14 protein-coding genes and 1 pseudogene are annotated in these 21697 nt (G+C 71.0%); 11 read left to right on the top strand and 4 right to left on the bottom strand.

From position 1 onward, the window contains the following. Positions 1-11 precede the first annotated feature (11 nt). Complete coding sequence (locus ACGG9C_RS16440; protein WP_071045008.1) at positions 12-923, top strand: carbohydrate ABC transporter permease; 912 nt, start codon at positions 12-14, stop codon at positions 921-923. Positions 924-945: 22 nt separating this feature from the next. Here the strand turns inward: ACGG9C_RS16440 and ACGG9C_RS16435 are convergent, their stop codons facing one another. From ACGG9C_RS16435 to ACGG9C_RS16425, 3 genes are read right to left on the bottom strand one after another with little or no spacing between them, the layout of a single operon-like run. After that, positions 946-1950 (bottom strand): LacI family DNA-binding transcriptional regulator, encoded by a 1005-nt coding sequence (locus tag ACGG9C_RS16435; protein ID WP_071045009.1) that lies wholly within the window; start codon positions 1948-1950, stop codon positions 946-948. Beyond that, positions 1947-2966 carry a LacI family DNA-binding transcriptional regulator gene (locus tag ACGG9C_RS16430; RefSeq protein ID WP_194383868.1) on the bottom strand — a complete coding sequence of 340 codons (1020 nt, stop codon included), beginning with the start codon at positions 2964-2966 and terminating at the stop codon, positions 1947-1949. The genes ACGG9C_RS16435 and ACGG9C_RS16430 overlap by 4 nt, the downstream gene beginning before the upstream one ends. Positions 2967-3008: 42 nt before the next feature. Continuing rightward, complete coding sequence (locus ACGG9C_RS16425) at positions 3009-3839, bottom strand: NAD(P)-dependent oxidoreductase (RefSeq protein ID WP_194383869.1); 831 nt, start codon at positions 3837-3839, stop codon at positions 3009-3011. Positions 3840-3949: 110 nt separating this feature from the next. Between ACGG9C_RS16425 and ACGG9C_RS16420 the strand changes: the two genes are divergently transcribed. From ACGG9C_RS16420 to ACGG9C_RS16405, 4 genes are all read left to right on the top strand, one after another. Then, complete coding sequence (locus ACGG9C_RS16420; RefSeq protein WP_194383870.1) at positions 3950-4933, top strand: sugar-binding transcriptional regulator; 984 nt, start codon at positions 3950-3952, stop codon at positions 4931-4933. A 144-nt stretch (positions 4934-5077) separates the two neighbouring features. Continuing rightward, positions 5078-7696: an alpha-L-rhamnosidase gene (locus tag ACGG9C_RS16415; RefSeq protein WP_194383871.1), complete on the top strand. Its 2619-nt coding sequence runs from the start codon at positions 5078-5080 to the stop codon at positions 7694-7696. A 296-nt stretch (positions 7697-7992) separates the two neighbouring features. Next, positions 7993-11655: a DUF5979 domain-containing protein gene (locus ACGG9C_RS16410; RefSeq protein ID WP_194383872.1), complete on the top strand. Its 3663-nt coding sequence runs from the start codon at positions 7993-7995 to the stop codon at positions 11653-11655. 43 nt (positions 11656-11698) lie between these two features. Beyond that, positions 11699-13195, top strand: a complete 1497-nt coding sequence (locus tag ACGG9C_RS16405; protein ID WP_194383873.1) for an HNH endonuclease signature motif containing protein — start codon at positions 11699-11701, stop codon at positions 13193-13195. 35 nt (positions 13196-13230) lie between these two features. On the opposite strand, the gene ACGG9C_RS16400 is transcribed toward ACGG9C_RS16405, so the two are convergent. Next, on the bottom strand, positions 13231-13890 hold the full coding sequence (locus ACGG9C_RS16400; protein ID WP_194383874.1) for an aspartate/glutamate racemase family protein: 660 nt from the start codon (positions 13888-13890) through the stop codon (positions 13231-13233). A 96-nt stretch (positions 13891-13986) separates the two neighbouring features. Here ACGG9C_RS16400 and ACGG9C_RS16395 point away from each other — a divergent pair. The 6 genes and pseudogenes from ACGG9C_RS16395 to ACGG9C_RS16370 all read left to right on the top strand — a co-directional run. Next, positions 13987-15624: pseudogene (locus ACGG9C_RS16395) on the top strand (glycoside hydrolase family 127 protein); the annotation flags it as partial. Positions 15625-15633: 9 nt separating this feature from the next. Continuing rightward, complete coding sequence (locus ACGG9C_RS16390; RefSeq protein WP_390178911.1) at positions 15634-15993, top strand: hypothetical protein; 360 nt, start codon at positions 15634-15636, stop codon at positions 15991-15993. 5 nt (positions 15994-15998) lie between these two features. After that, on the top strand, positions 15999-16424 hold the full coding sequence (locus ACGG9C_RS16385; RefSeq protein WP_228480839.1) for a hypothetical protein: 426 nt from the start codon (positions 15999-16001) through the stop codon (positions 16422-16424). Then, complete coding sequence (locus ACGG9C_RS16380; protein ID WP_237673308.1) at positions 16424-17254, top strand: RuBisCO large subunit C-terminal-like domain-containing protein; 831 nt, start codon at positions 16424-16426, stop codon at positions 17252-17254. The genes ACGG9C_RS16385 and ACGG9C_RS16380 overlap by 1 nt, the downstream gene beginning before the upstream one ends. After that, positions 17247-18539: a four-carbon acid sugar kinase family protein gene (locus tag ACGG9C_RS16375; RefSeq protein ID WP_194383875.1), complete on the top strand. Its 1293-nt coding sequence runs from the start codon at positions 17247-17249 to the stop codon at positions 18537-18539. The genes ACGG9C_RS16380 and ACGG9C_RS16375 overlap by 8 nt, the downstream gene beginning before the upstream one ends. Continuing rightward, positions 18536-21361, top strand: a complete 2826-nt coding sequence (locus ACGG9C_RS16370; protein ID WP_194383876.1) for an FAD-binding and (Fe-S)-binding domain-containing protein — start codon at positions 18536-18538, stop codon at positions 21359-21361. Before ACGG9C_RS16375 ends, ACGG9C_RS16370 begins: the two co-directional genes overlap by 4 nt. Positions 21362-21697: the final 336 nt, after the last annotated feature.

Genomic DNA, 21697 nt, shown 5'->3' with positions numbered 1-21697 from the left:
GAGCACCGACGATGACGACACTCGACGCCCAGACGACCGCGGTGCCCACACCCCGCGCGTTCCAGCCCCACCGGCGCACGCCCGCCGAACGCGTCCGCCACGTGCTCCGACGACTGCCCGCCTGGTTGACGATCGCCTTCCTCGTGGTGGTGACCGCCTATCCGCTGCTGTGGATGGTCATCAACTCGTTCAAGTCGAACGCCGACTTCCTCAACAACCCCTCCTACACGTTCCCCGAGGTGTGGGAATGGTCGAACTACATCACCGCATGGGAGACGGGCAACCTGTCCACCACGATCACCAACTCGGTGATCGTCACGCTGCCCTCACTCGCCCTCATCGTGCTGCTCGGCACGGCGGCGGGCTTCGCGCTCGAGGTGCTCGTGTTCAAGGGCCGCGGCGGCATCCTGCTGCTGTTCCTGGCGGGCATCATGATCCCGCTGCAGATGATCGTGCTGCCGCTGTTCAACATGTTCTACGCCCTCGGCGTGAACAACTCCTACCTGCCGATGATCCTCATCTACACCGCCAGCGGGCTGCCGCTGACGGTGTTCATGATGGCGACGTTCTTCCGTGCGATCCCGCGCGAGATCTTCGAGGCGGCCACCATCGACGGCGCGTCGATGATCCGCGCATTCTTCTCGATCGGCTTCCCGATGATGCGCAACGCCGTGGTCACCGTCGCGATCGTGCAGTTCTTCCTCATCTGGAACGACCTGCTCATCGCCCTGATCTTCGGCGGCAAGAAGAGCCTGAACACGATCCAGGTCGGTCTGTTGAACTTCTCCGGCGAGTACGGCGCGATCAACTACGGTCCGCTGTTCGCCGCGATCTGCATCACGACCTTCGGCATCCTCGTGCTCTACCTCTTCCTGAATCAGCGGATCATGAAGGGGCTCGCAGCCGGCGCGGTGAAGGGCTGACCCGACCGCTCGTCTCGACGGATCAGGGGGCCGAGCTCGCACGGACGACGAGTTCGGGCCGGTAGCGGATGATCCGCTCCCCGTCGGCAGCGCCCTCGATCTCGCGCAGGAGGAGTTCGACGGCGGTACGCCCGATGGCCGACGCCGGTTGACGGATCGAACTCAGCGGCACGACGGTGGCCGACGCGAAGTCGATGTCGTCGTATCCGATGAGGGCGATGTCGCCCGGTACGCGGATGTCCGACATCAGGGCGAAGGCCTGAAGGAGTCCGACCGCGAGCAGGTCGTTGGCGGCGAAGACGGCGTCCGGCCGGTCGCCCGCGGCCATCGCCACGATGCGCTCACCGGCCGCACGACCCTGAAGCACGGTGAGGGCTGCGACCTCCACCGTCTCGAGCGTCGCCTCCGGCACCTCGCGCACCGCTCGGCGGGCACCCTCGAGCCGGTCTGCGACCTGGCGGATCGAGGGCGATCCACCGACGAAGACGACACGTCGGCGACCCTGTGCGAGAAGGTGCGCGACGGCGAGATAGCCACCTTCGACGTCGTCGACCGCGACGGACGCGAGACCCGATCCGGGTGCGTCGTGGTCCACGAGCACGACGGGGATGCCCGCGGTGCGCAGTCTCTCGAGCTTCGGGATGTCGTCGCCGGCCGGGGTGATCAGAACCCCGTTCACCCGCTGCTCGCGGAAGAGGTCGAGGTAGGCGTCCTCGCGTGCGGGCGCCTCGTCGGTGTTGCCCAGCAGCACGACCATGCCCGCCTCTCCGGCACGATCCTCGGCGCCGCGGGCGACGTCGGCGAAGAACGGGTTCGCGGCGTCGAGCACGACGAGGCCGATGCTGCGGCTGCGGCCGGCGCGCAGCTGCCGCGCGGCGTCGTTGCGCACGAAGCCGAGCTCGTCGATCGCCGCCGTCACGCGCCTGACGGTGCTCTCGGCCACCTTCTCCGGGCGATTCAGCACATTCGACACGGTGCCCACCGACACCCCCGCAGCTGCGGCGACTTCCTTGATGCTGACGCTCATGGCCTCACGAATCCCGCGCTGCTGGTACGCACGACGAGGTCGGGGGCGAAGACCTTGTGCGGGTCAGGGACGGGCTTGCCGCCCCGGGCGATCGCGTCGAACAGCAGATCGACGATGGCTTCGCCGAACCCCTCGTGCCGACCGCGAATGCTGCTCAGCGGGATGAGCGACGCCTCACCGAACTGGGTGTCGTCGAACCCGACCAGGGCGAGCTCCCGCGGCACGTCGACGCCCGCGGCCGACAGCTCGTGGAGGATGCCCAGGCCCAGCAGATCGTTGGCGGCGAAGACGCCGTGCGGACGTTCGGCGGGCGGCCGTGCGGCGATCATCCTGCCGACCTCGCGACCACCGGGAATCGTGCGATCGGGCATGTCGATCACCTCGAGCGAGACGGCCGCGGTGCGGGCGGCGCTGCTGGCGCCGGCGATGCGGTCGGCGATCTGCGGCACGGTCAGGGGGCCCCCGACGAAGGCGATGCGACGACACCCGATGTCGATGAGGTGCTGCAGCGCCTGGTGACCGCCGGACACGTCGTCGATCGACACCGACGGCTGGGTGGCGAACCGGGCCCGCTGGCCCACGAGCACGGACGGCGTGCCGCGTTCGCGCACCTGCGCGAGCCGCTCCTCGATCGGCTGATGGGAGGCGACGATCAGCCCTCGCACCTGGTGCTGTTCGAAGACGTGGAGGTAGGCGTCCTCACGCTCCCGGCTGCGGTGGGAGTTCGCGATGAGCACCGAGACGCCGCGCGCGTCTGCGTGCATCTCGACGCCCTCCGCGATCTCGGCGAAGTGCGGATTGCTGACGTCGGGCACCATGTAGCCGAGCAGCGTGCTCACCCCGAGACGAAGCTGGCGACCGGCGATACTCGGCACGAATCCCAGAGAGTCGATCGCCGCGCGGATGCGCGCGGACTTCTCCGGCGAGACCCGCTCGGGGTGGTTCAGGTAGTTCGAGACGGTGCCGATCGCCACATCGGCAGCGACCGCGACGTCGCGGATGCCCGGTCGTGACATGCGCTCCCCTCGCGACGTAGGCCGTGGCACGACAGTAGCCGATCAGCGCCAGTCGTGACGCGCGGCGAAGCCGAGCCGGTCGCGGATCTTCCTCGTCGACATGAGGGATTCGTGCTCCCCCAGGTCATCGGCGACCGGCGTGCCGGGGAACCACCGTGCGGCGAGCTCGCGTGAGGGCATGGCGCAGCCCGATTCCGGGGCCGCGACGTTGTAGACCTCGAACCCCGGTCGGGCGTCGGCGAGAGCGAGGGCGACCGCTTCGGCACCGTCGCGCGCATCGATCCAGGACCCGAGGAGGTCGCGGCGGTAATCGGGCTCGCCCGCGCGGTCGAAGGTGTCGTACTCGTCGGCGGCGACGACGTTCGTGAACCGCAGCGCCGTGATGGAGGTCCCCGGCGCCCACCCGACGATCTGTGCGGCAATCGCCTCCTCGGCGACCTTGCCCAGCCCATAGGTGTTGTGCGCGCGGGTGAAGGTCTCGTCCACGGGGAGCGCCGGCGGGGCCTGATCGAAGGGGAATCCCATGGCGGTGATGCTCGACGCGGAGACGATGGTGCGGATCCCCGCGCGGTGGGCGGCGAAGAGCACGTGGAAGCTCACGGACATGTTGTTGTCGAAGGCGGCCGCGTCGGGCACGAGTCCGTTCACGGGGATCGCCGCCAGGTGCACGATGGCGTCGAGTCCGCCGTGGCGGGCGGTCACGCCGAGGAAGGCGTCCAGGGTCTGGCCGTAGTCGGTGAAATCCACGCGCGTGAAGCCGACACCCGCCGGCCCTTGCAGGTCGAAGCCGACGACCTCGTGACCGTCGGAGCGCAGGCGTTCGACGGTGGCCCGCCCGAGCTTTCCGCCGCTTCCGGTAACCCCGATGATCATCCCGACTCCCTCGTCCCGGCATCGCCTGCTGTTGAAACGTCACAATTCTAGCGCGCCAGCCCACACCGCAGCGAGCGCGGCTGCGAATAAACTTGCAAGCCGGGAGGATCATGTCGGCGCACTACGGCTCGTCGCTCGATGTCCATCTCCGCCAGTTGACCAAGGTGGCGGTGATGTATCACGAGCGCGGCATCCGCCAGGCCCAGATCGCAGAGACCCTCGGGATCTCCCAGGCGAAGGTCTCGCGATCGCTCAAGCGTGCCGAGGACCTGGGGATCATCCGCACCATCGTCTCGATCGCCCCGGGACTGCACCCCGACCTCGAGGCTCGCCTGGAGACGACTTTCGGGCTGGATGAAGCGGTCGTCGTCGATATCGAGGACGCCGACCGCGACGATGCCGCCGCTGTCATGGGCGGAATCGGCAGCGCCGCAGCCTCCTACCTCGAGGAGACGTTCGCCGCCGGCGAGCGCATCGGGATCTCCTCGTGGAGCCGCACCCTCCTCGCGACGGTGGATCGCATGCGACCGCTGCGCACCCCGATCGGCGGTCACATCGTGCAACTCCTCGGAGGACGGGGCTCGAGCGAGGCCCAGGCGCAGTCGCACCGCCTGGCGGGAGACCTGGCGCGCCTGATCGGCGCCGTCCCGTCCTACGTCCAGGCCCCCGGCGTGGTCGCCGATGCGAGCCTGCGCGAACGCCTCTTGGAAGACCCCGGTCTGGCAGCCGTCACCGCGCAGTGGCGGGAACTGACGACGGCGGTGGTCGGTATCGGAGATGTCCGACCGTCCGCCCTCCTCGCCGACAGCGGGAACGCGTACGGCCCGGGCGAGCTCGAGGCGCTCCTCGCCGACGGCGCGGTCGGTGACATCTGCCACCGCGTGTTCCGCGCGGACGGCTCGGTCATCCATGGGCCTCTCGACGAGCGGACGATCTCCATTCCCGCCGAGGAGTTCCGCCGCATCCCTCGCCGCATCGGCGTCGCCGGCGGACCCCACAAGCGTGAACCGATCCGGGGAGCGCTCGCCGGCGGCTGGGTCACCGTTCTCCTCACCGACGTGCACACCGCACGCGACCTCATCGAGGGCGCTTGAGCCCGACCGCGTGACGCAGCGACGGCGGGCTTCGTCGACGCGCGCACTTTCGTCCGTTATATTGAAACGTACCAACTCGCGAATGGTGGACGTCGTCGATGACGCGGCCTGCGAGCTTGAAACGTTACGAATCACAGAGGATCCATGAACGTCACTGTCGCGGCACCCCGCATCGAGCACCATCGCGATCCGCTCGGGATCGGCGAGGCAGCTCCGCGCATCTCCTGGCGCATCAGCGACGCGCCGACCGGATGGACGCAGAACTCCTACCGCCTGCTCATCGAGCGCGAGTCCGGCAGCCGCGCGCACGAGGTCGCGGGCGACGATCAGGTTCTCGTGCCGTGGCCCGAGTCGCCTCTCGCCTCTCGCGAGCGCGCCGTCGTGCGCGTGCAGATCGCCGGCGCCGACGGCCTCTGGAGCGATCCCTCACCGGCCCGCACGGTCGAGGCGGGCCTTCTCGAGCCGACGGACTGGACCGCCCGACCCGTCGGCGCACGTCGGCTCGAGCCGCGCGAGTCCGACGAGCGGCGTCCGTCGCTGGTGCGCCGCTCGTTCACCGTCGACGGCGAGGTCGTGCGAGCACGCCTCTACGCCTCAGCGCACGGACTCTACGAGGCCGAACTCAACGGCCGCCGCGTCGGCGACGACACCCTCTCCCCGGGGTGGACCTCCTACGACTCGCGCCTGCGGTATTACACCTACGACGTCACCGACCTTCTCGCACCGGGAGAGAACGCCATCGGCGCGTGGCTGGGCGACGGCTGGTATCGCGGACGCGTCGGCTGGTACGAGGGCTTCCGCAACGTCTTCGGCGAGGACCTCTCCTTCCTCGGACAGCTCGAGATCACCTACGCCGACGGCCGTCGCGAGACGATCGCGACGGACAGCACGTGGCGCACCGCCGCCTCGCCGATCCTGCGCTCCGGCATTTACGACGGCGAAGACTACGACGCGCGGCTCGAGCACGACGGATGGAGCTCCCCCGGCTTCGACGACTCCGCCTGGGAGCAGGCCGCGGTGCGCTGGCGTGACCCGGCGACCCTCGTGGCACCCACCGCCCCTCCCGTGCGCTGCACCGAGGAGCGGCGGCCGGTCGAGGTGCTCACCTCGCCGAGCGGCGCCCGCATCCTCGACTTCGGACAGAACGTCGCGGGCCGCGTGCGCCTGCGCGTTTCCGGGCCGGCCGGCGCGACCGTGCGCCTGCGCACCGCCGAGGTGCTGCAGGACGGCGAGATCTACACACGTCCGCTGCGCTCGGCGCGCTCGAGCGACCACTACACCCTCGCCGGGCGCAGCGTGGAGGAATGGGAGCCCCGGTTCACCTTCCACGGCTTCCGGTACGTCGAGGTCGACGGGTGGCCGGGCGACTTCGACGCCGATGTCGCCGCCGGCGCCCTCGTCGCCCGCGTTCTGCACACCGACCTCGAGCGCACCGGGTGGTTCTCCGCCTCTGACCCCGACGTCCAGAAGCTGCACGACAACGTGGTGTGGGGGATGCGCGGAAACTTCGTCGACATCCCCACCGACTGTCCGCAGCGCGACGAGCGCGCCGGCTGGACCGGCGACATCCAGGTCTTCGGCCCCACCGCGTCGTTCCTCTACGACGTCTCGGGCATGCTCAGTGGATGGCTGCGCGACGTCGAAGCCGATCAGCTGCCCGACGGCACGGTGCCCTGGTACGTGCCGGTCATCCCGTCGCACCGCATGTGGACCCCCATCCGGCCGGGTGCCGCGTGGGGCGATGTGGCGACGATCCTGCCGTGGACCCTCTATCAGCGCTTCGACGACGCCGGCGTCGTGCAGCGGCAGTTCGACAGCGCGCGACGCTGGGTCGACCTCGTCGAGAAGCTCGCCGGCGAAGACCGGCTGTGGAACGAGGGCTTCCAGCTCGGCGACTGGCTCGATCCCGCCGCGCCGCCGGAGGATCCCGCGGATGCGCAGACCGATCGCTACCTGGTCGCGACGGCCTACTTCGCCCGATCGGCGCGCATCGCGTCGTGGATGGCGGCGCTCCTCGGCGACGAGACGGCAACCGCGCACTACGCCCGCCTCGCCGACGAGGTGGATGCGGCCTTCGCCGACGCCTACGTACTGCCCGACGGTCGCATGACCAGCGACGCCCAGACCGCCTACGCGCTCGCGCTCGCGTTCGACCTCATCCCGGATGCGCCCCGCCGCGAGGCGGCGGGACGACGCCTCGGCGAACTCGTGCGCGCGGCGCAGAACCGCATCTCCACCGGCTTCGTCGGCACACCGCTCGTCTCGGACGCCCTCTCCGGAGCGGGTGAGCTGGACACGGCGTACGCGGTGCTGCTGGAGAAGGAGTGCCCCTCCTGGCTGTACCAGGTCGGCAAGGGAGCCACGACGGTGTGGGAGCGATGGGACTCGATGCTTCCCGACGGCACGGTCAACCCCGGCGCGATGACCTCCTTCAACCACTACGCGCTGGGAGCGGTGGCCGACTGGCTCCACCGGGTGGTCGCAGGCCTGGCGCCGGACGCCGCGGGGTATCGGCGCATCCGCTTCGCCCCGCGCCCCGGCGGCGGGCTCACCTCGGCGAGCGCGCGCCACCTCACGCCCTACGGCGAGACGGCTATCGCGTGGCGCATCGACGGCGATCTGCTGCACGCCGAGATGACGGTTCCGGTCGGGGCGACGGCGGTGATCGACCTGCCCGGCGCCGCGCCGGAGACGGTCGGCCACGGAACGCACCCGCGCACGGTGGCGCTCGTCGCTCCCGCCACGGTCGCGGCCCCCGCCTGATCCGCGTCGCCGCCTGATCCGCGTCGGGGTGCCCCGGGTCATGCTCAACGCCGGCGAGCGTCTCCTCGGCAGGTCGCCGGCGCCTGCAACCGGCACAGGAGAGGAGATCAGGCCTCCAGAGGTCGATTCCGGGCTCCTGGTCCTCTGGAAGGCGTTTCTCCTCCGTAAGCGTGCGGGTCTCGGACGCCGGGCCCGGTCTCGTGCCGCCCAGGGTTCCGGTATCGAGACCGCTGCGGTACCGTCGTCGCGACGACGCTCCCGTGCACCGAGGGATGCGCGACACCTCGAAGGACGCCATGCCTCACACCGCTCGGTCCCGCATCCGCTCGATCGTGGCCGGCGCGGTCGCGACCGCCCTCGTCGCCACCGGCGCCACCGTCGCGACCGCCGCAGCGCCGCCGGCGCCGGCTCAGGCGGCATACCCCGACACCTTCAACCCGTTCGCGTTGAACGGCGGCTTCACCGTCTACGCCCGCGAAGACCTCACGATGGGCAACGACGAGACCGAGGGCAGTCTCGCGGCCGGGGGCGTCGCCACCAAGCCGGGCGACGGGCAGTACACGATCATCCACGTCGCCGCCGGAACGGCCGACTACACGCTGCCGACCGTCGACGGCGACCCGACGCGGCTGCTCGTCGGCGAGTACAGTCCCGGCAGCGGCGGCATCCTCGCGATCACGAGTGCCGGCACGTCGGACCCGTCTCTGCAGGGCGACCTCAAGATGGTGCAGCGCGACGGACCGTTCCAGGCCTTCACGCGCGCCGACTGGCTGCGGCTGAACACGAACCCGGCCAACCCCGACCAGACGCCGCTCATCGACGCGACCGCTCAGGTCTACCCCGAGGATGCCGCTCCCCCCGCCTCGGCAGCGGGCGACGGCAGCATCTACACGGCCGACACGTCTGCCACCGCCGTCGCCGACTACGTGGAGGCGAACCGTCAGGCCGACTACGACCAGGCCGCCGCGTGTCTCGATGAGATCGCCGATCCCACCCTGGACCTCGGCTATCCGGTCGGCGTGGCCGAAGACGCCGGTTCGCGCAAAGTGCTCGAGCCGCTCAGCGCCGATCGACCGAACGTCGTCGACTACAGCGAGATCGCCGGTGCGGCGCTGCTGCAGTTCTCCGCCGGTCCGACTCCGGGTGCCGCGAATCCGCTGATCATTCGCGTTCCCGCCGGCACCACCGACGTCGTCGGCCTGCGCATCGACCCGCAGGGCACCTACTCGCCGTACACCTTCTGGGACCTCTCGGCGCTCACCGGCGACGTCTCGGTTACCGCCGCCGAGGGCCGGATCGACGGATCCATCTACGCGCCGAACGCGAACGTCACCGTCGACGCGGCACCGCTGGACGGGCAGGTGATCGGTCAGAACGTCGTGCTCGAGGGCGGCGAGGTGCACTCGTTCCTCTTCGCCGGCGAGATCGCGTGCGCGGCGGACAGCGGCTCGTTCCGGGTGCAGAAGGCGCTCGAGGGCATCGCCGAGGACGACCTGCCCGCAGGGACGACGTTCACCGTGTCATGGACCGCCACCGAGCCCGACGGAACCGAGCTCACCGGATCCCTCGACGTGCCGGCAGACGGGGGCTGGGTCGACCCCGGCGAGCAGTTCCCGATCGGCACCGAGATCGTCTTCGACGAGATCGCCCCGCCGTCGGTCCCCGGCTATGAATGGGGCTCGCCGACGATCGCGCCCGACAGCATCACCGTCGGCACCGGCACCGCGGACATCGTCGTCACCAACACCGCGACCGCTCTCGTCGGCACGTTCGAGGTGACGAAGTCGGTGCAGACCACCGACGGGTCGACCCCGGCGCCGCCGGCCGGCACGGTGCCGGTGACATGGACGGCGTCGTTCGGCGGCGAGCAGATCGCCGAGGGCACGCTCGAGGTTCCGCTGGACGGAACGCCCGCGCCCGTCGGACAGGACTTCCCCGTCGGCACCGAGATATCGCTGGACGAAGACCTGTCCGGCGTCACGCCGCCTCCCGGGTACGACTGGACCGGCGCGAGCTGGGACCCCTCGGCGACGTTCGAGATCGACGACACGTCGACGGTCGCCGTCTCGCTCGTGAATCTCCTCACCCCCGAATCCGCCGACCGCACGGTCACCCTGGTGAAGTCAGCCAGCGGAGACGCCGCCGACGATCGGTTCGGCTACGAGGTCAGCTACAACACCGATCCGGCCGGGGAACGCACGACGCGCGACCTGCCCGTGGGCGATCCCGAGACGCTCGACGACCTCGAGACCGACGCCGATGCGATCGCCCTCGCCGAGCTCGTGCCGACGCTCGACGGGAGTCCGACCGACGCGGACGCGTGGGAGCTGCCGACCTTCACCGTCACGACCGACGACGGCGAACCGCAGACGTTCACCCCCGAGAACTTCGAGGGCGCCGGTCCGCTCGACGGCGCGATCGTCGAGATCCCGATCGCCGAGAGCGGCGACATCGTCATCGAGATCTCGAACACCCTGCAGGAAGGCACTTTCGCCCTCAGCAAGGCCTTCGCCGGCATCGACGGCGCGAACCTTCCCGCCACCATCGGCTTCGCCGTCGCGTGGACTGCACAGACGCCGCTCGGCGATGTCGTCACCGGCACCGTGCGCCTTCCGGCCGACGGCACAGCGGTCTCGCCGCTCGATGACGAGGGGCAGCCGGTCACATTCCCGGTCGGGACCGAGGTCACCTTCGTCGAGCAGACACCTCCCGGTGTGGGATGGATCGACTGGGGAGACCCCGTCGTCTCCCCGGAGCCGCTCGTCATCGTCGGCGACGACGAGCCCGTCGCGACCGCGACGCTCACCAACTCCGCGACCCTGCGCACGAGCACCTTCCAGGTGGTCAAGCGCTTCGCGGGCATCGACCCCGGAGATGTGCTCGCCGGATCCTTCACCGTCGAGTACACGGCGTATCAGCCCTTCGCGGGCATCGCGACGGGCTCGATCGAGGTTCCCGCCGACGGAACCCCGGCGGGACCGACCGTCGACGGCGAGCCGGTGCAGTTCCCGGTGGGCACGGCGGTGCGCCTGGCCGAGGTCGAGCCCGACGCCTCGGCGCTACCGCCGAACTACGCGTGGGCCGAGGCGACCTGGAACCCCTCCGCCTTCCTGCTTGTGCGACCAGGCGTCGTGGCGGAGCGGGAGCTGGTGAACTCCGTGTCCGAGCTCGCCCGCTTCTCGGTGGAGAAGGCGGTCAGCGGTGACGCCGCGGACCTCGTGCCGGCCGACACCACGTTCCCGGTCGAGTGGTGGCTCGGCCTGCAGTCGCAGGATCCGTTGAACGCCGGCATCGGTGCGCCGGCGGTGTCGCCGTATCTGCCGGTCGGTTCGACGGTGGAGCTGCGCGAAGGGGATCTCCCTGAGATCGACGGTGTCGAGTGGGGCGCCGTGTCCTGGACCGCCGCGGGCGAGCCGGTGCCGACGACCCCGGGCGGACTCGTGGCCTTACGCGTGGACGGCGATCCGGAACCGCTCGCCCTGGTCATGACGAACACCGCGTCGACCGAGCCGACCGGAGGGTTCACGGTGACGAAGACGCTCACCGGCGGAGCCGCATCCGAGGTGCCTACCGACACCGCCTTCACGATCGAGTACATCGTCGACGACGGCGAGGCGCAGACGTCGCAGGTGGCGGCGGGCGAGACGGTCGAGGTGGTGGATGTGCCCGCCGGCGCGACCGTGCGGCTGCGCGAGCTCGCACCGCCGTCCGTCGAGGGCGTGGCTTGGGGTGCAGCGACGTGGAGCATCGACGGCGAGGAGCTGACCCCGGACGCGGACGGCTGGGTGACGACGACGGTGGATGCCGGCGCGACACTCGCCTTCTCGCTCGTCAACACGGCCGCTCCGGGCGCGCTTCCGGTGACCGGCGGCTCGGGGGTGATCCCCCTCCTTCCGGTGCTGGCGGTGATCGCCGTGGCGATCGGCGCGGGGCTCGTCGTGCGGCGGCGGATGGCGTGAGCGGTCGCCGGGCGATGTCGGAGGTATGTTCGATAATGGAGGCATGCTCGAAGCGCTCGACACCCTGACCGATCTGAAGGATCGGCTCAGCGCGCTCGTGCCCGGCGCCTCCGACGAGTTGGTCGCCGGTGCCGCCACCGACGGCGAACTTCTCGGCGTGCTGCAGGTGCTCGGCGACGTGTCCCGCCAGGTCGATGCGCTGATCGTGGCCTCCACCGTTCAGGCTCAGTCGGCCTCGACCGGCGGTCACGACGAGAAGCTGACCACCCGGCTCGGCTGCGCGAACGTGGGCGACCTGCTGCGCCGCACGACCCGGTGCGACAAGAAGCAGGCGGGCGTGTGGACCGCGGCGGCTGCGGCGTTCCCGCACGAGGTGTCCCTGACCTCGGGCGAGCCCCTGCCCGGTGCGTTCCCCGCCATGCGGGCGGCGATGCGCGACGGCGCCGTGTCGGCCGCCGGAGTCGTGGCCGCCACGGCGCGCCTGCGCGCGGCGTCGGCTCGTATCGACCCGGCGGGAATGCACCTGGCAGATCGCGTTCTCGCCGCGGCCGCGCGCGGCATCCGTTCCGACGACCTCGACGAGCACGGCGAGCCCGTGACCGATGCGCCCGCGGAGCATCCTCCGATGGACGCGTGGGAACTGCGCACGCTCGCCGATGCCCTCGTCGACCGCCTCGATCAAGACGGTGCCGCGCCCTTCGAGGAGCGCGCGCTCCGCGACCGTGGGCTGTGGGTCGGTGTACGCGGGCGCGACGGTCTTATTCCGGTGCGCGGCGAGCTCCTGCCCGAGGTGGCCGGGCAGTTGCAGATACTCATCGACGCCGTGTTGAATCCGCACGGTCCGGAGCGCGCGCCGGGACCGCGCTTCACCGACGACGCGGCGGAACGATCCGCCGAAGAGCCGGCCGTACACGACGACCGCACGGTGTCGCAGCGCCAGCACGATGCATTCGCCGTTGCGCTCGGCATCGCGGCGCGAGCCGCCGACGCTCCCACGATCGGTGGCGCGGCACCCACGCTGGTCGTTTCGGTGAGCGCTGAGGATCTAGCCGCGGGTCGCGCCGCCCATATCGACGGCATCGGCGCAGTGCCGGTCGCGGTCGCCCACCAGGTGGCGTGCGGCGGAACGGTGCAGCGCGTCGTGCACGACCCGAGGGGCAAGATCATCGACCTCGGCTTCAGCGGCCGCATCTTCAGCGCGGCCCAGCGGCGGGCGATCATCGCGCGCGACGGATCGTGCATCATTCCCGGATGCCCGGTGCCCGCGCGCTGGTGCGAGGTGCACCACGTCGACGAGCACGCCCGGGGCGGCCCGACCCACGTCGACAACGGCGTGCCGCTGTGTTTCTTCCACCACCGCACGCTGGAGCGATCGGGGTGGGAGATCGTCATGCGAGACGGTGTGCCGCACGTGCGCGGTCCCGCCTGGTGGGATCCGCAGCGACGTTTCCGACCGGCATCGAAAGCCCCAGGCCACGCGGCTCCGAGTCGCTCACCCCGTCGCGGCAGTCCCGCCCGCGCGCGAGCCGACACCGGATAGCCCGCCCGCGCACCCCATCCCTTCACCCGGAGTACCTAGCTGCGCGTGACGATGTCGCGCAGGCGCTGGATGCCCGGGCGCAGACTCGTGAGCACCGGAACGTCGACGTGCGCCGCATCCGCAGCCGACGCCATCGAGGCCTGAGCGAGCACGACGACGTCGGCATCGGCGGCGACGCGGGTGATCGCGTCGGCGACCAGACGGTCGTGCGACGCGCGATCGCCGCCGGACACCGCGGCGAAGGCGCCGTCGATCACCTCGCTGACGACCGTCGGCCTCGCTCCCGCGAGGGCGGCGCGCTCACCGATCAGTGCCAGCGTGGGCTCGAGCGTCGTGGGCAACGTGGCCAGCACGGCGATGCGATCCCCCGTCGCGACCGCCTCGTCGGCCATCGCCTCGTCGATGCGCAGCACGGGGATGCCGACCTCGTCCGCCGTCGTAACGGCCAGCTGCGAGATCGACGAGCAGGTGAGCATCACCGCATCCGCCCCGGCCGTCTTCGCCGCACGCACCAGCTCGGCGACCCGCGCCGCAACTCCCGCGGCCCGGCTCTCGTCGCGCAGGTCGGCGACGATACGGTCGTCGAGATAGTTCACGGTGTCCACACCCGGAAGGAACTCGCGTGCGAGTTCGGCGACGGGCGCGATCACCACCGCGCCGGTGTGCAGAAAGGCGACCCGTGTGGATTCGGACATGTGTCGATCATCCCCTTCGATGGAGTCCACGGCTGGATGAATATCCATGCAGCGTTGCGAGAAGTTGCACACCCAGGTTAGCCTGTGACCACGTTGATGCGAAAGGACCTGCCAATGTCGGCGACCACTCCCCTGCGCACCCACGCCCCGCTGCATCCGCTCACGGCGGAGAACGCGCGCTGGTCGAGCGGCTTCTGGGCCGGCATCGCGCAGCGCACGCACGAGGTGACCGTCCCCTCGATGTGGGACATGCTCCGTGACCCGGCGATCAGCCCCGGCCTGACGAACTTCCGGATCGCCGCCGGACTCGAAGACGGCGAGCACCAGGGTCCGCCGTTCATGGACGGAGACACCTACAAGTGGTTCGAATCCGCCGTCGCGCAGCTCGAGCTTCATCCCGATGCCGAGGTCGAACGGCAGCTGGAAGACATCGCGGCCCTCATCGCCTCCGTGCAGCGTGAGGACGGATACCTCCACACCCCCACGGCGATCTCGGAACGCCACCGGCAGCAGGTCGTCGCCCTCGCCGATCGCTTCAACTTCGAGACCTACAACCTCGGCCACCTCATCACCGCCGCCGTGCGCCACTACGAGGTCACCGGCAGCGAGACTCTACTGAACGCGGCCAAGAACGCGGCACGATTCCTGCAGAGCCTCGCCACCGACAAGCCCGTGGAGCTCGCCCGCAGCGCGATCTGCCCGTCGCACTACATGGCCGCGATCGAACTCCACCGCGTCACCGGCGACGAGCAGCACCTGCGCCTGGCCGAGGACTTCCTGCGCGTGCGCGACGAGTTCGAGGAGGGCGGCGACGACAATCAGGACCGCATCCCGGTGCACGAGCAGACCGCCGTCGCCGGTCACGCGGTTCGTGCCAACTATCTCTACGCGGGTCTCGCCGACCTCGTCGCCGAGACCGGCGATGAGCGTCTGACGTCGGTGCTCGAGCGCCTCTGGAACGACGTCGTCGACACCAAGCTCTACATCACCGGCGGATGAGGCGCCCTCTACGACGGCGCCTCGCCCGACGGCTACCCCTGGCAGAGCGAGATCAGCCGGGTGCACCAGGCGTACGGGCGCCCCTTCCAGCTGCCGAACACGACCGCCCACAACGAATCGTGTGCGCAGATCGGCATGATCTTCTGGTCCGAGCGGATGCTCGCCCTCGAGCCCGACGCGCGATACGCCGACGTCATCGAGCGCATCGCCTTCAACTCGCTGCTGTCCACCATCGGCCTCGACGGCACGACCTACTTCTACACCAACCCGCTGCGCCAGGTGCGCGGTCTCCCCTTCCCGCTGCGGCGCGCGGGCGACACCGCCCTCCACCCGGTGCCCGAGCCTCCCGCCTCCGACGCGCGCGGGCGGGCACGCTACCTCAGCTGCTTCTGCTGCCCGCCGAACATCGCCCGCACACTCTCGCGGCTGCACGAGCGCATCGCCTCGGTGTCACCGGACGGTCTGTTCGTGCACCAGTACGGGGGATCCCGCATCGACGTTCCTTTCGAGGAGGGCCGGATGCTGGCGCTCGACGAGCACTCCGACTACCCGTGGGATGGGCGCATCGTCTTCACCGTGCGCGAAGCGACCGGCACCGTGCCGCTGCACCTCCGCATTCCGGGATGGTCGTCGGATGCGACGCTCACGGTCAACGGCGAACCGGTCCCGGTGAGCGCCCCGTCCTCCTACACCCGCATCGAGCGCGCGTGGTCGGCCGGCGACGAGATCGTGCTCGACCTGCCCATGCCGGTGCGGCTCCTGCGCGCGCACCGCCTCGCCGAGGAGGTGACGAACCAGGTGGCCGTGCAGCGCGGCCCGGTCGTCTACGCGCTGGAGAGCCACGACCTTCCCGAGGGCGTGATGCTCGAGCAGGCCGCCCTTCGCCGTGGCACGGAGCTCTCACCGGTCCAGGCCGAGATCGCCGGGCACCGCGTCATCGCACTCGATACCGAGATCGCCGTGCTCCCCCGCCCCGACGACACCCTCTACGCCGACCTCGACGACGCCACCGTGCGAACGGCGGGCGCGCGCCTCATCCCGTACTACGCGTGGAGCAACCGCGGGCCGGGCGAGATGTCGGTATGGCTGCCGGTGGTGTGGTGAGCACCATGACCGCGCCGCACGTCATCGCGACCTACATCATCGAGACCTCCCTGCCGCTGGAGCATGCCGCCGAGGTGCTCGCGGGCGAGCAGTCGACCGGCACCTTCGTGCGGGTGGAGCGCGAGTCCGACGATCTGCGCGCGCGGTTCGCGGCCCAGGTCGAATCGCTCGAGGAGATCCCGCTGACCGGCGCATCACCGCTGCCCGGGTCGGTGGGAGACCCGGCCACGCGGCGACGCGCTCGGCTGCGCATCCGCTTCCCCCTGGAGAACTTCGGGCCCTCGCTGCCGAACCTGCTGGCCGCCGTCGCGGGGAACCTGTTCGAGATCAAGCAGCTGTCGGCGATCAAGCTCGTCGACCTCGACCTGCCTCCGGCGTTCGCCGAGCGCTACGCCGGCCGCAGTTCGGCGTCGCCGGCACCCGACGACTGATGTCCCGCCCCGACGGCGCCATGATCGGCACGATCGTCAAGCCCAGCATCGGGCTCTCCCCGGCCGACCTCGCCGACCTCGTGGGCGATCTCGCCGCGGCCGGCGTCGACTTCATCAAGGATGACGAGCTGCAGGGCAACGGCCCCCAGGCCCCGCTGCGGGAGCGGGTCGCGGCGGTGATGCCGGTGCTCGAACGCCACGCCGATCGCACCGGCGTCAAGCCGATGTACGCGTTCAACATCACCGACGACATCGACCGGCTCGAAGCCAACCACGATCTCGTGCTCGCCGCCGGCGGCACCTGCATCATGGTGTGCGTGAACCTCGTCGGTCTGCCCGGCCTCGAATACATCCGCCGCCGCTCGCAGCTGCCCATCCACGGGCACCGCGCCATGTTCGGGTCGATCAGCCGATCCGAACAGCTGGGCATCGGCTTCCGCGCGTGGCAGAAGATCGCACGCCTCTCGGGCGCGGACCACCTGCACACCAACGGCATCTCCAACAAGTTCTACGAGACCGACGCGCAGGTGCTCGATGCGATCGCCGCCGTCCGGGAGCCCCTCCTCGGCCTCGAATCCACCGTGCCCGTGCTCTCCTCGGGGCAGTGGGGCGGCCTCGCGCACGCCACCTATGCCGAGACGGGGACCACCGATCTGCTCGTGCTCGCCGGCGGCGGCATCCACGGGCACCCCGACGGTGCGCGCGCCGGCGTGGCGAGCATGCGCGAGGCGTGGGCGTCGGCGGCAGCGGGCGAGAGCGTCGAGACGGCCCTCGAGCGCTCCGCCGCCCTGCGCCGCGCGACGGAGGCGTTCGGGGCCGCTCGTGTCTGAGGCCGCCGGCGCCGCGCCGCGCGCCGGGTTCTACGGCGACGACTTCACCGGCAGCGTCGACGCCCTCCTCCAGTTCGCGCGCGCCGGCTGGAGCGGACGGCTGTTCGTCGGCCTTCCCGACGACGACGCGCTGCGTGAGGCGGCCGCGACCGTCGACGTGGTGGGCATCGCCGGAATCGCCCGGTCTCTGCCGCGCGAGGCGCTCGACGCCGAAGTGCGCCCGGCGCTGACGGCCCTTGCGGCGCTGCATCCGCCCCTCGTGCAGTACAAGGCCTGCTCGACCGCCGACTCCTCCCCCGACGTCGGAAGCATCGGACGCGTGATCGAGATCGCCCGCGACGTCGTCGGCGACGGCCCCGTCCCGCTGCTGTTCGCCCAGCCGGACTTCGGACGCTACACCGTCTTCGGGCACCACTTCGCAGCCGAAGACGGCGTCGTGCACCGCCTCGACCGGCAGCCGACGATGTCGACGCACCCGTCGACGCCCATGACCGAATCCGATCTCGCCCGCCACCTGTCGCGACAGACGACCCTCCCGATCGACGGGATCCCGTTCACCCGCTACACCTCGTCGGCGGCGGTGATGGCCGCCCTCGCGGCCTCCCCCGCCGCGGCGACGGTGCTCGACGCCGCCGACGCCGCCCACCTCGCCCTCGTCGGCCGCGCCATCGCGGCGCTCGAGACGCCGGTGTTCGCCGTCGGGTCAGGCGGGCTGAGTCTCGCCGTCGCCACGGCACGCCCGGGTCGGGAGTCGCCGCCGCCGGCCGCCACCCCGGCACGCGGGCCCGTGCTCGCCGTCTCGGGCAGCCGGTCGACCCAGACCCGTCGCCAGATGGATGCCGCCGCCGACGCCGGCTGGCTCGTCGAGACCCTGCCGTTGGATGCCGCCGACCGCGACGCCGCGATCGCGCGCACGATCACCGCGCTCGGCGCCGGACGCAGCGTCGCCTTCCGGTCCGACCACCTCCGCCTCGACGACGCCGACCCGCTGCACGCGCTCGCCCGTGCCGGCGCCCACATCGTGGCGGCTGTGCTCGACGCGGGCGCCGCGTCTCGGGTGATCGTGTGCGGTGGCGACACCTCCAGTCGCATCACGACGCTGCTGGGCGTGCGGTCGCTGTCGATCGCGGCGAACCCGGTCGGCAACATCGTGCTGCTGCGCGCCCACGCCGACGACCCCGCCGTCGACGGCGTGGAACTCCTGCTGAAGGGAGGCCAGGTCGGCGGCGTCGACCTCTTCGACGAGGTGCGCCGGCTGGGCGAGTCCGAGGCCGGCAGTCGATGACGGCCGCAACCTCCGCCGACACCGGCCTCTCCCGCCTCGCCGCGGAACTCGACGATCCCGCACGCCTCAGCACGCGAGCCATCGACCGCGTCGCCCAGGCGAGCGACGCATCCCACTATCTGCTCACCCCGGAAGCGGTGGTGACCGCGGCGGACGCGACCGAGGTCGCTCGGCTGCTGCGAACCGCGTCGACGCTGCGCCGCCCCGTCACCTTCCGATCGGGCGGCACGAGCCTGTCGGGACAGAGCGCCGGTGACGGACTGCTCGTCGACGTGCGCCGCGGATTCCGCCGCATCGACGTGCTCGACGACGGCCGGCGCGTGCGCGTGCAGCCGGGCGCCACCGTGCGTCAGGTCAACGCCCGCCTCGCGCGCCACGGATACCGGCTCGGTCCCGACCCCGCCAGCGAGGCCGCCTGCACGATCGGCGGGGTCGTCAACAACAACTCCAGCGGCATGGCCTGCGGCACGACCGAGAACACCTACCGCACCCTCGAGTCGATGGTGTTCGTGCTCCCCTCGGGCACACGGGTCGATTCGGGCGCACCCGACGCCGACGAGGCGCTGCAGCGCGCCGAACCCGGCCTCGTCGACGGGCTGCTGCGGCTGAGGCGACGAGTCGCCGAGAACCCCGCGACGGTAGAGCTCATCCGCCGCCAGTTCGCGATGAAGAACACCATCGGCTACGGCGTCAACGCCTTCCTCGACCACGATCGCCCCGCCGACCTGCTCGCGCACCTCGTGATCGGCAGCGAGGGCACCCTCGCGTTCGTCGCGGAGGCCACCTTCCGCACGGTGCCGATCCGGCCTCACACCGCCACCGCCCTCGCCGTCTTCGACGACCTCGACGCCGCGACCCGCGCCCTCCCGGCTCTCGTGGACACCGGCGCCGCCACCGTCGAGTTGATGGATGCGACCTCGCTGCGCGTCGGTCAGGCTCTCGCCGACGCGCCACCGCAGATCGTCGGGTTCGACGTGCACCGCCACGCCGCCCTGCTCGTGGAGTACCAGGCGTTCGAGGCCGACGCCCTCGCCCGCCTCGTCGCAGTCGGCGACCGCGCGCTCGGCGCCGAGCCGCTGCGCGCACCGGCGCCCCTATCGACCGACGCGGCCATCCGTGCCCGCGCCTGGAAGCTCCGCAAGGGCCTCTACGCGTCGGTCGCCGGCGCTCGCGCAAGCGGCACGACGGCACTCCTCGAAGACGTCGTCGTCCCCGTCCCCACCCTCGCCGAGACGTGCGCTTCACTGCAGGAGCTGTTCTCCCGCTACGCCTATCGCGACAGCGTGATCTTCGGACACGCGAAGGACGGCAACATCCACTTCATGCTCACCGACCGGTTCGAGACCGACGAGCAGCTCGACCGCCTCACCGGGTTCACCGACGACATGGTCGACCTGGTACTGGCCGCTGGCGGCAACCTCAAGGCCGAACACGGCACCGGACGCGCGATGGCCCCGTACGTGCGACGGCAGTACGGCGACGAGCTCTACGACGTCATGCGCGAGCTCAAGCGCCTGTGCGATCCCGCCGGCATCCTCAACCCCGGCGTGATCATCGACGACGACCCCGACGCCCACGTGCGCCACATCAAGCTCACGCCGTCGATCGAGGCCGAGGCCGACCGGTGCGTCGAGTGCGGCTACTGCGAGCCGGTGTGCCCGTCGAAGGACCTCACGCTCACGCCGCGCCAGCGCATCGTCACGCGCCGCGCGATGGAGCGGGCGAGGGCATCCGGCGATCACGACCTGCGGCGCGAGCTGGAACGCGACTACGCCTACGAGGGCCTGCAGACCTGTGCCGCCGACGGCATGTGCGCGACGGCGTGCCCCGTGCTCATCGACACCGGCTCCCTCGTCAAGCGCCTTCGCACCGAGAACCGCAGCCGCATTCTCGAGACCGGATGGACCGCCGCCGCGCGCAGCTGGGGAGCGGTCACGCGCGTGGGCTCCGGTGCGCTGACGCTGGCCGACGCCGCACCCGCCGGTGCGGTGACGGCGGTGACGGATGCCACGCGCGCCGTCGCCGGCTCCGACACGGTGCCGCGCTACTCGGCCGAGCTTCCCGCGGGCGGCCGCGCGCGGCGGATACTCGGGCGCCACGTCGGAGCGGCCGGCGCCGAGCCGGTCGCGGTGTACCTGCCGGCGTGCGTCGGCAGCATGTTCGGCGGTGCGGGCGGCGGTGCGGGTGCGAGCGCCGCGTTCACCGCATTGCTCACCCGCGCGGGGATCGCCGCAACCGTGCCCGACGACATCGAGGCGCTGTGCTGCAGCACGCCATGGACGTCGAAGGGATTCCCGCGCGGGCGCGACGTGATGCAGAGGCGGGTCGTCGACGCCGTGCGCACCGCCGTTGCGGCCGGACTGCCGATCGTCAGCGACGCGTCCAGCTGCACCGAGGGCTTCGCGCACCTGCTCGCGGGCGCCCGCCTCGACGCCACGGTGGAGGATGCGGTCGCCTTCGTCGACCGCGAGGTGCTGCCGCGCCTGCCTGCGGCGTCGCACGTCGCGTCACGCCTGGTGCTGCATCCGACCTGCTCTTCCACCCAGATGGGACTGAACGACGCACTCGGCCGGATCGCCGAGCGCGTGGCCGACGAGGTCGTCACCCCGGACGCGTGGGGGTGCTGTGCGTTCGCGGGCGACCGCGGCATGCTGCATCCCGAACTGACCGCATCGGCCACCGCCGCCGAGGCGGCCGAGGTCGCCGCCCTGGCCGGCGACGCCCACGCCTCCTGCAACCGCACGTGCGAGCTCGGCATGACCCGCGCCACCGGCGTCGGCTACCGCCACATCCTGGAGCTCCTCGAAGAGGCCACCCGCTGAGCCGCACCCGCTGGCCAGCTACTCCCACCGCGGCATGTCCCACTTTCTGTCCTCAAGAGTGGCCATACCAACCGAAAGTGGGACATGATGCCGCCCCGCAGCATCCGCCCACCGCGGTATGTCCCACTTTCTGTCCTCAAGAGTGGCCATACCAACCGAAAGTGGGACATGATGCCGCCCCGCAGCATCCGCCCACCGCGGTATGTCCCACTTTCTGTCCTCAACAGCCGCCATGGCGTCAATAAGTGGGACATGCCGCGGGAGAGGCATCCATCGCCCGCCTCTCGGCATCCACTTGCCCACCTGCCCTCCGCCATGTCCCACTTTCTGTCCCTA

Source organism: Microbacterium sp. MTN4-26, assembly GCF_042846595.1.
Lineage (GTDB): Bacteria > Actinomycetota > Actinomycetes > Actinomycetales > Microbacteriaceae > Microbacterium > Microbacterium luteum.
This window is presented reverse-complemented; position numbering and strand designations above follow the sequence as displayed.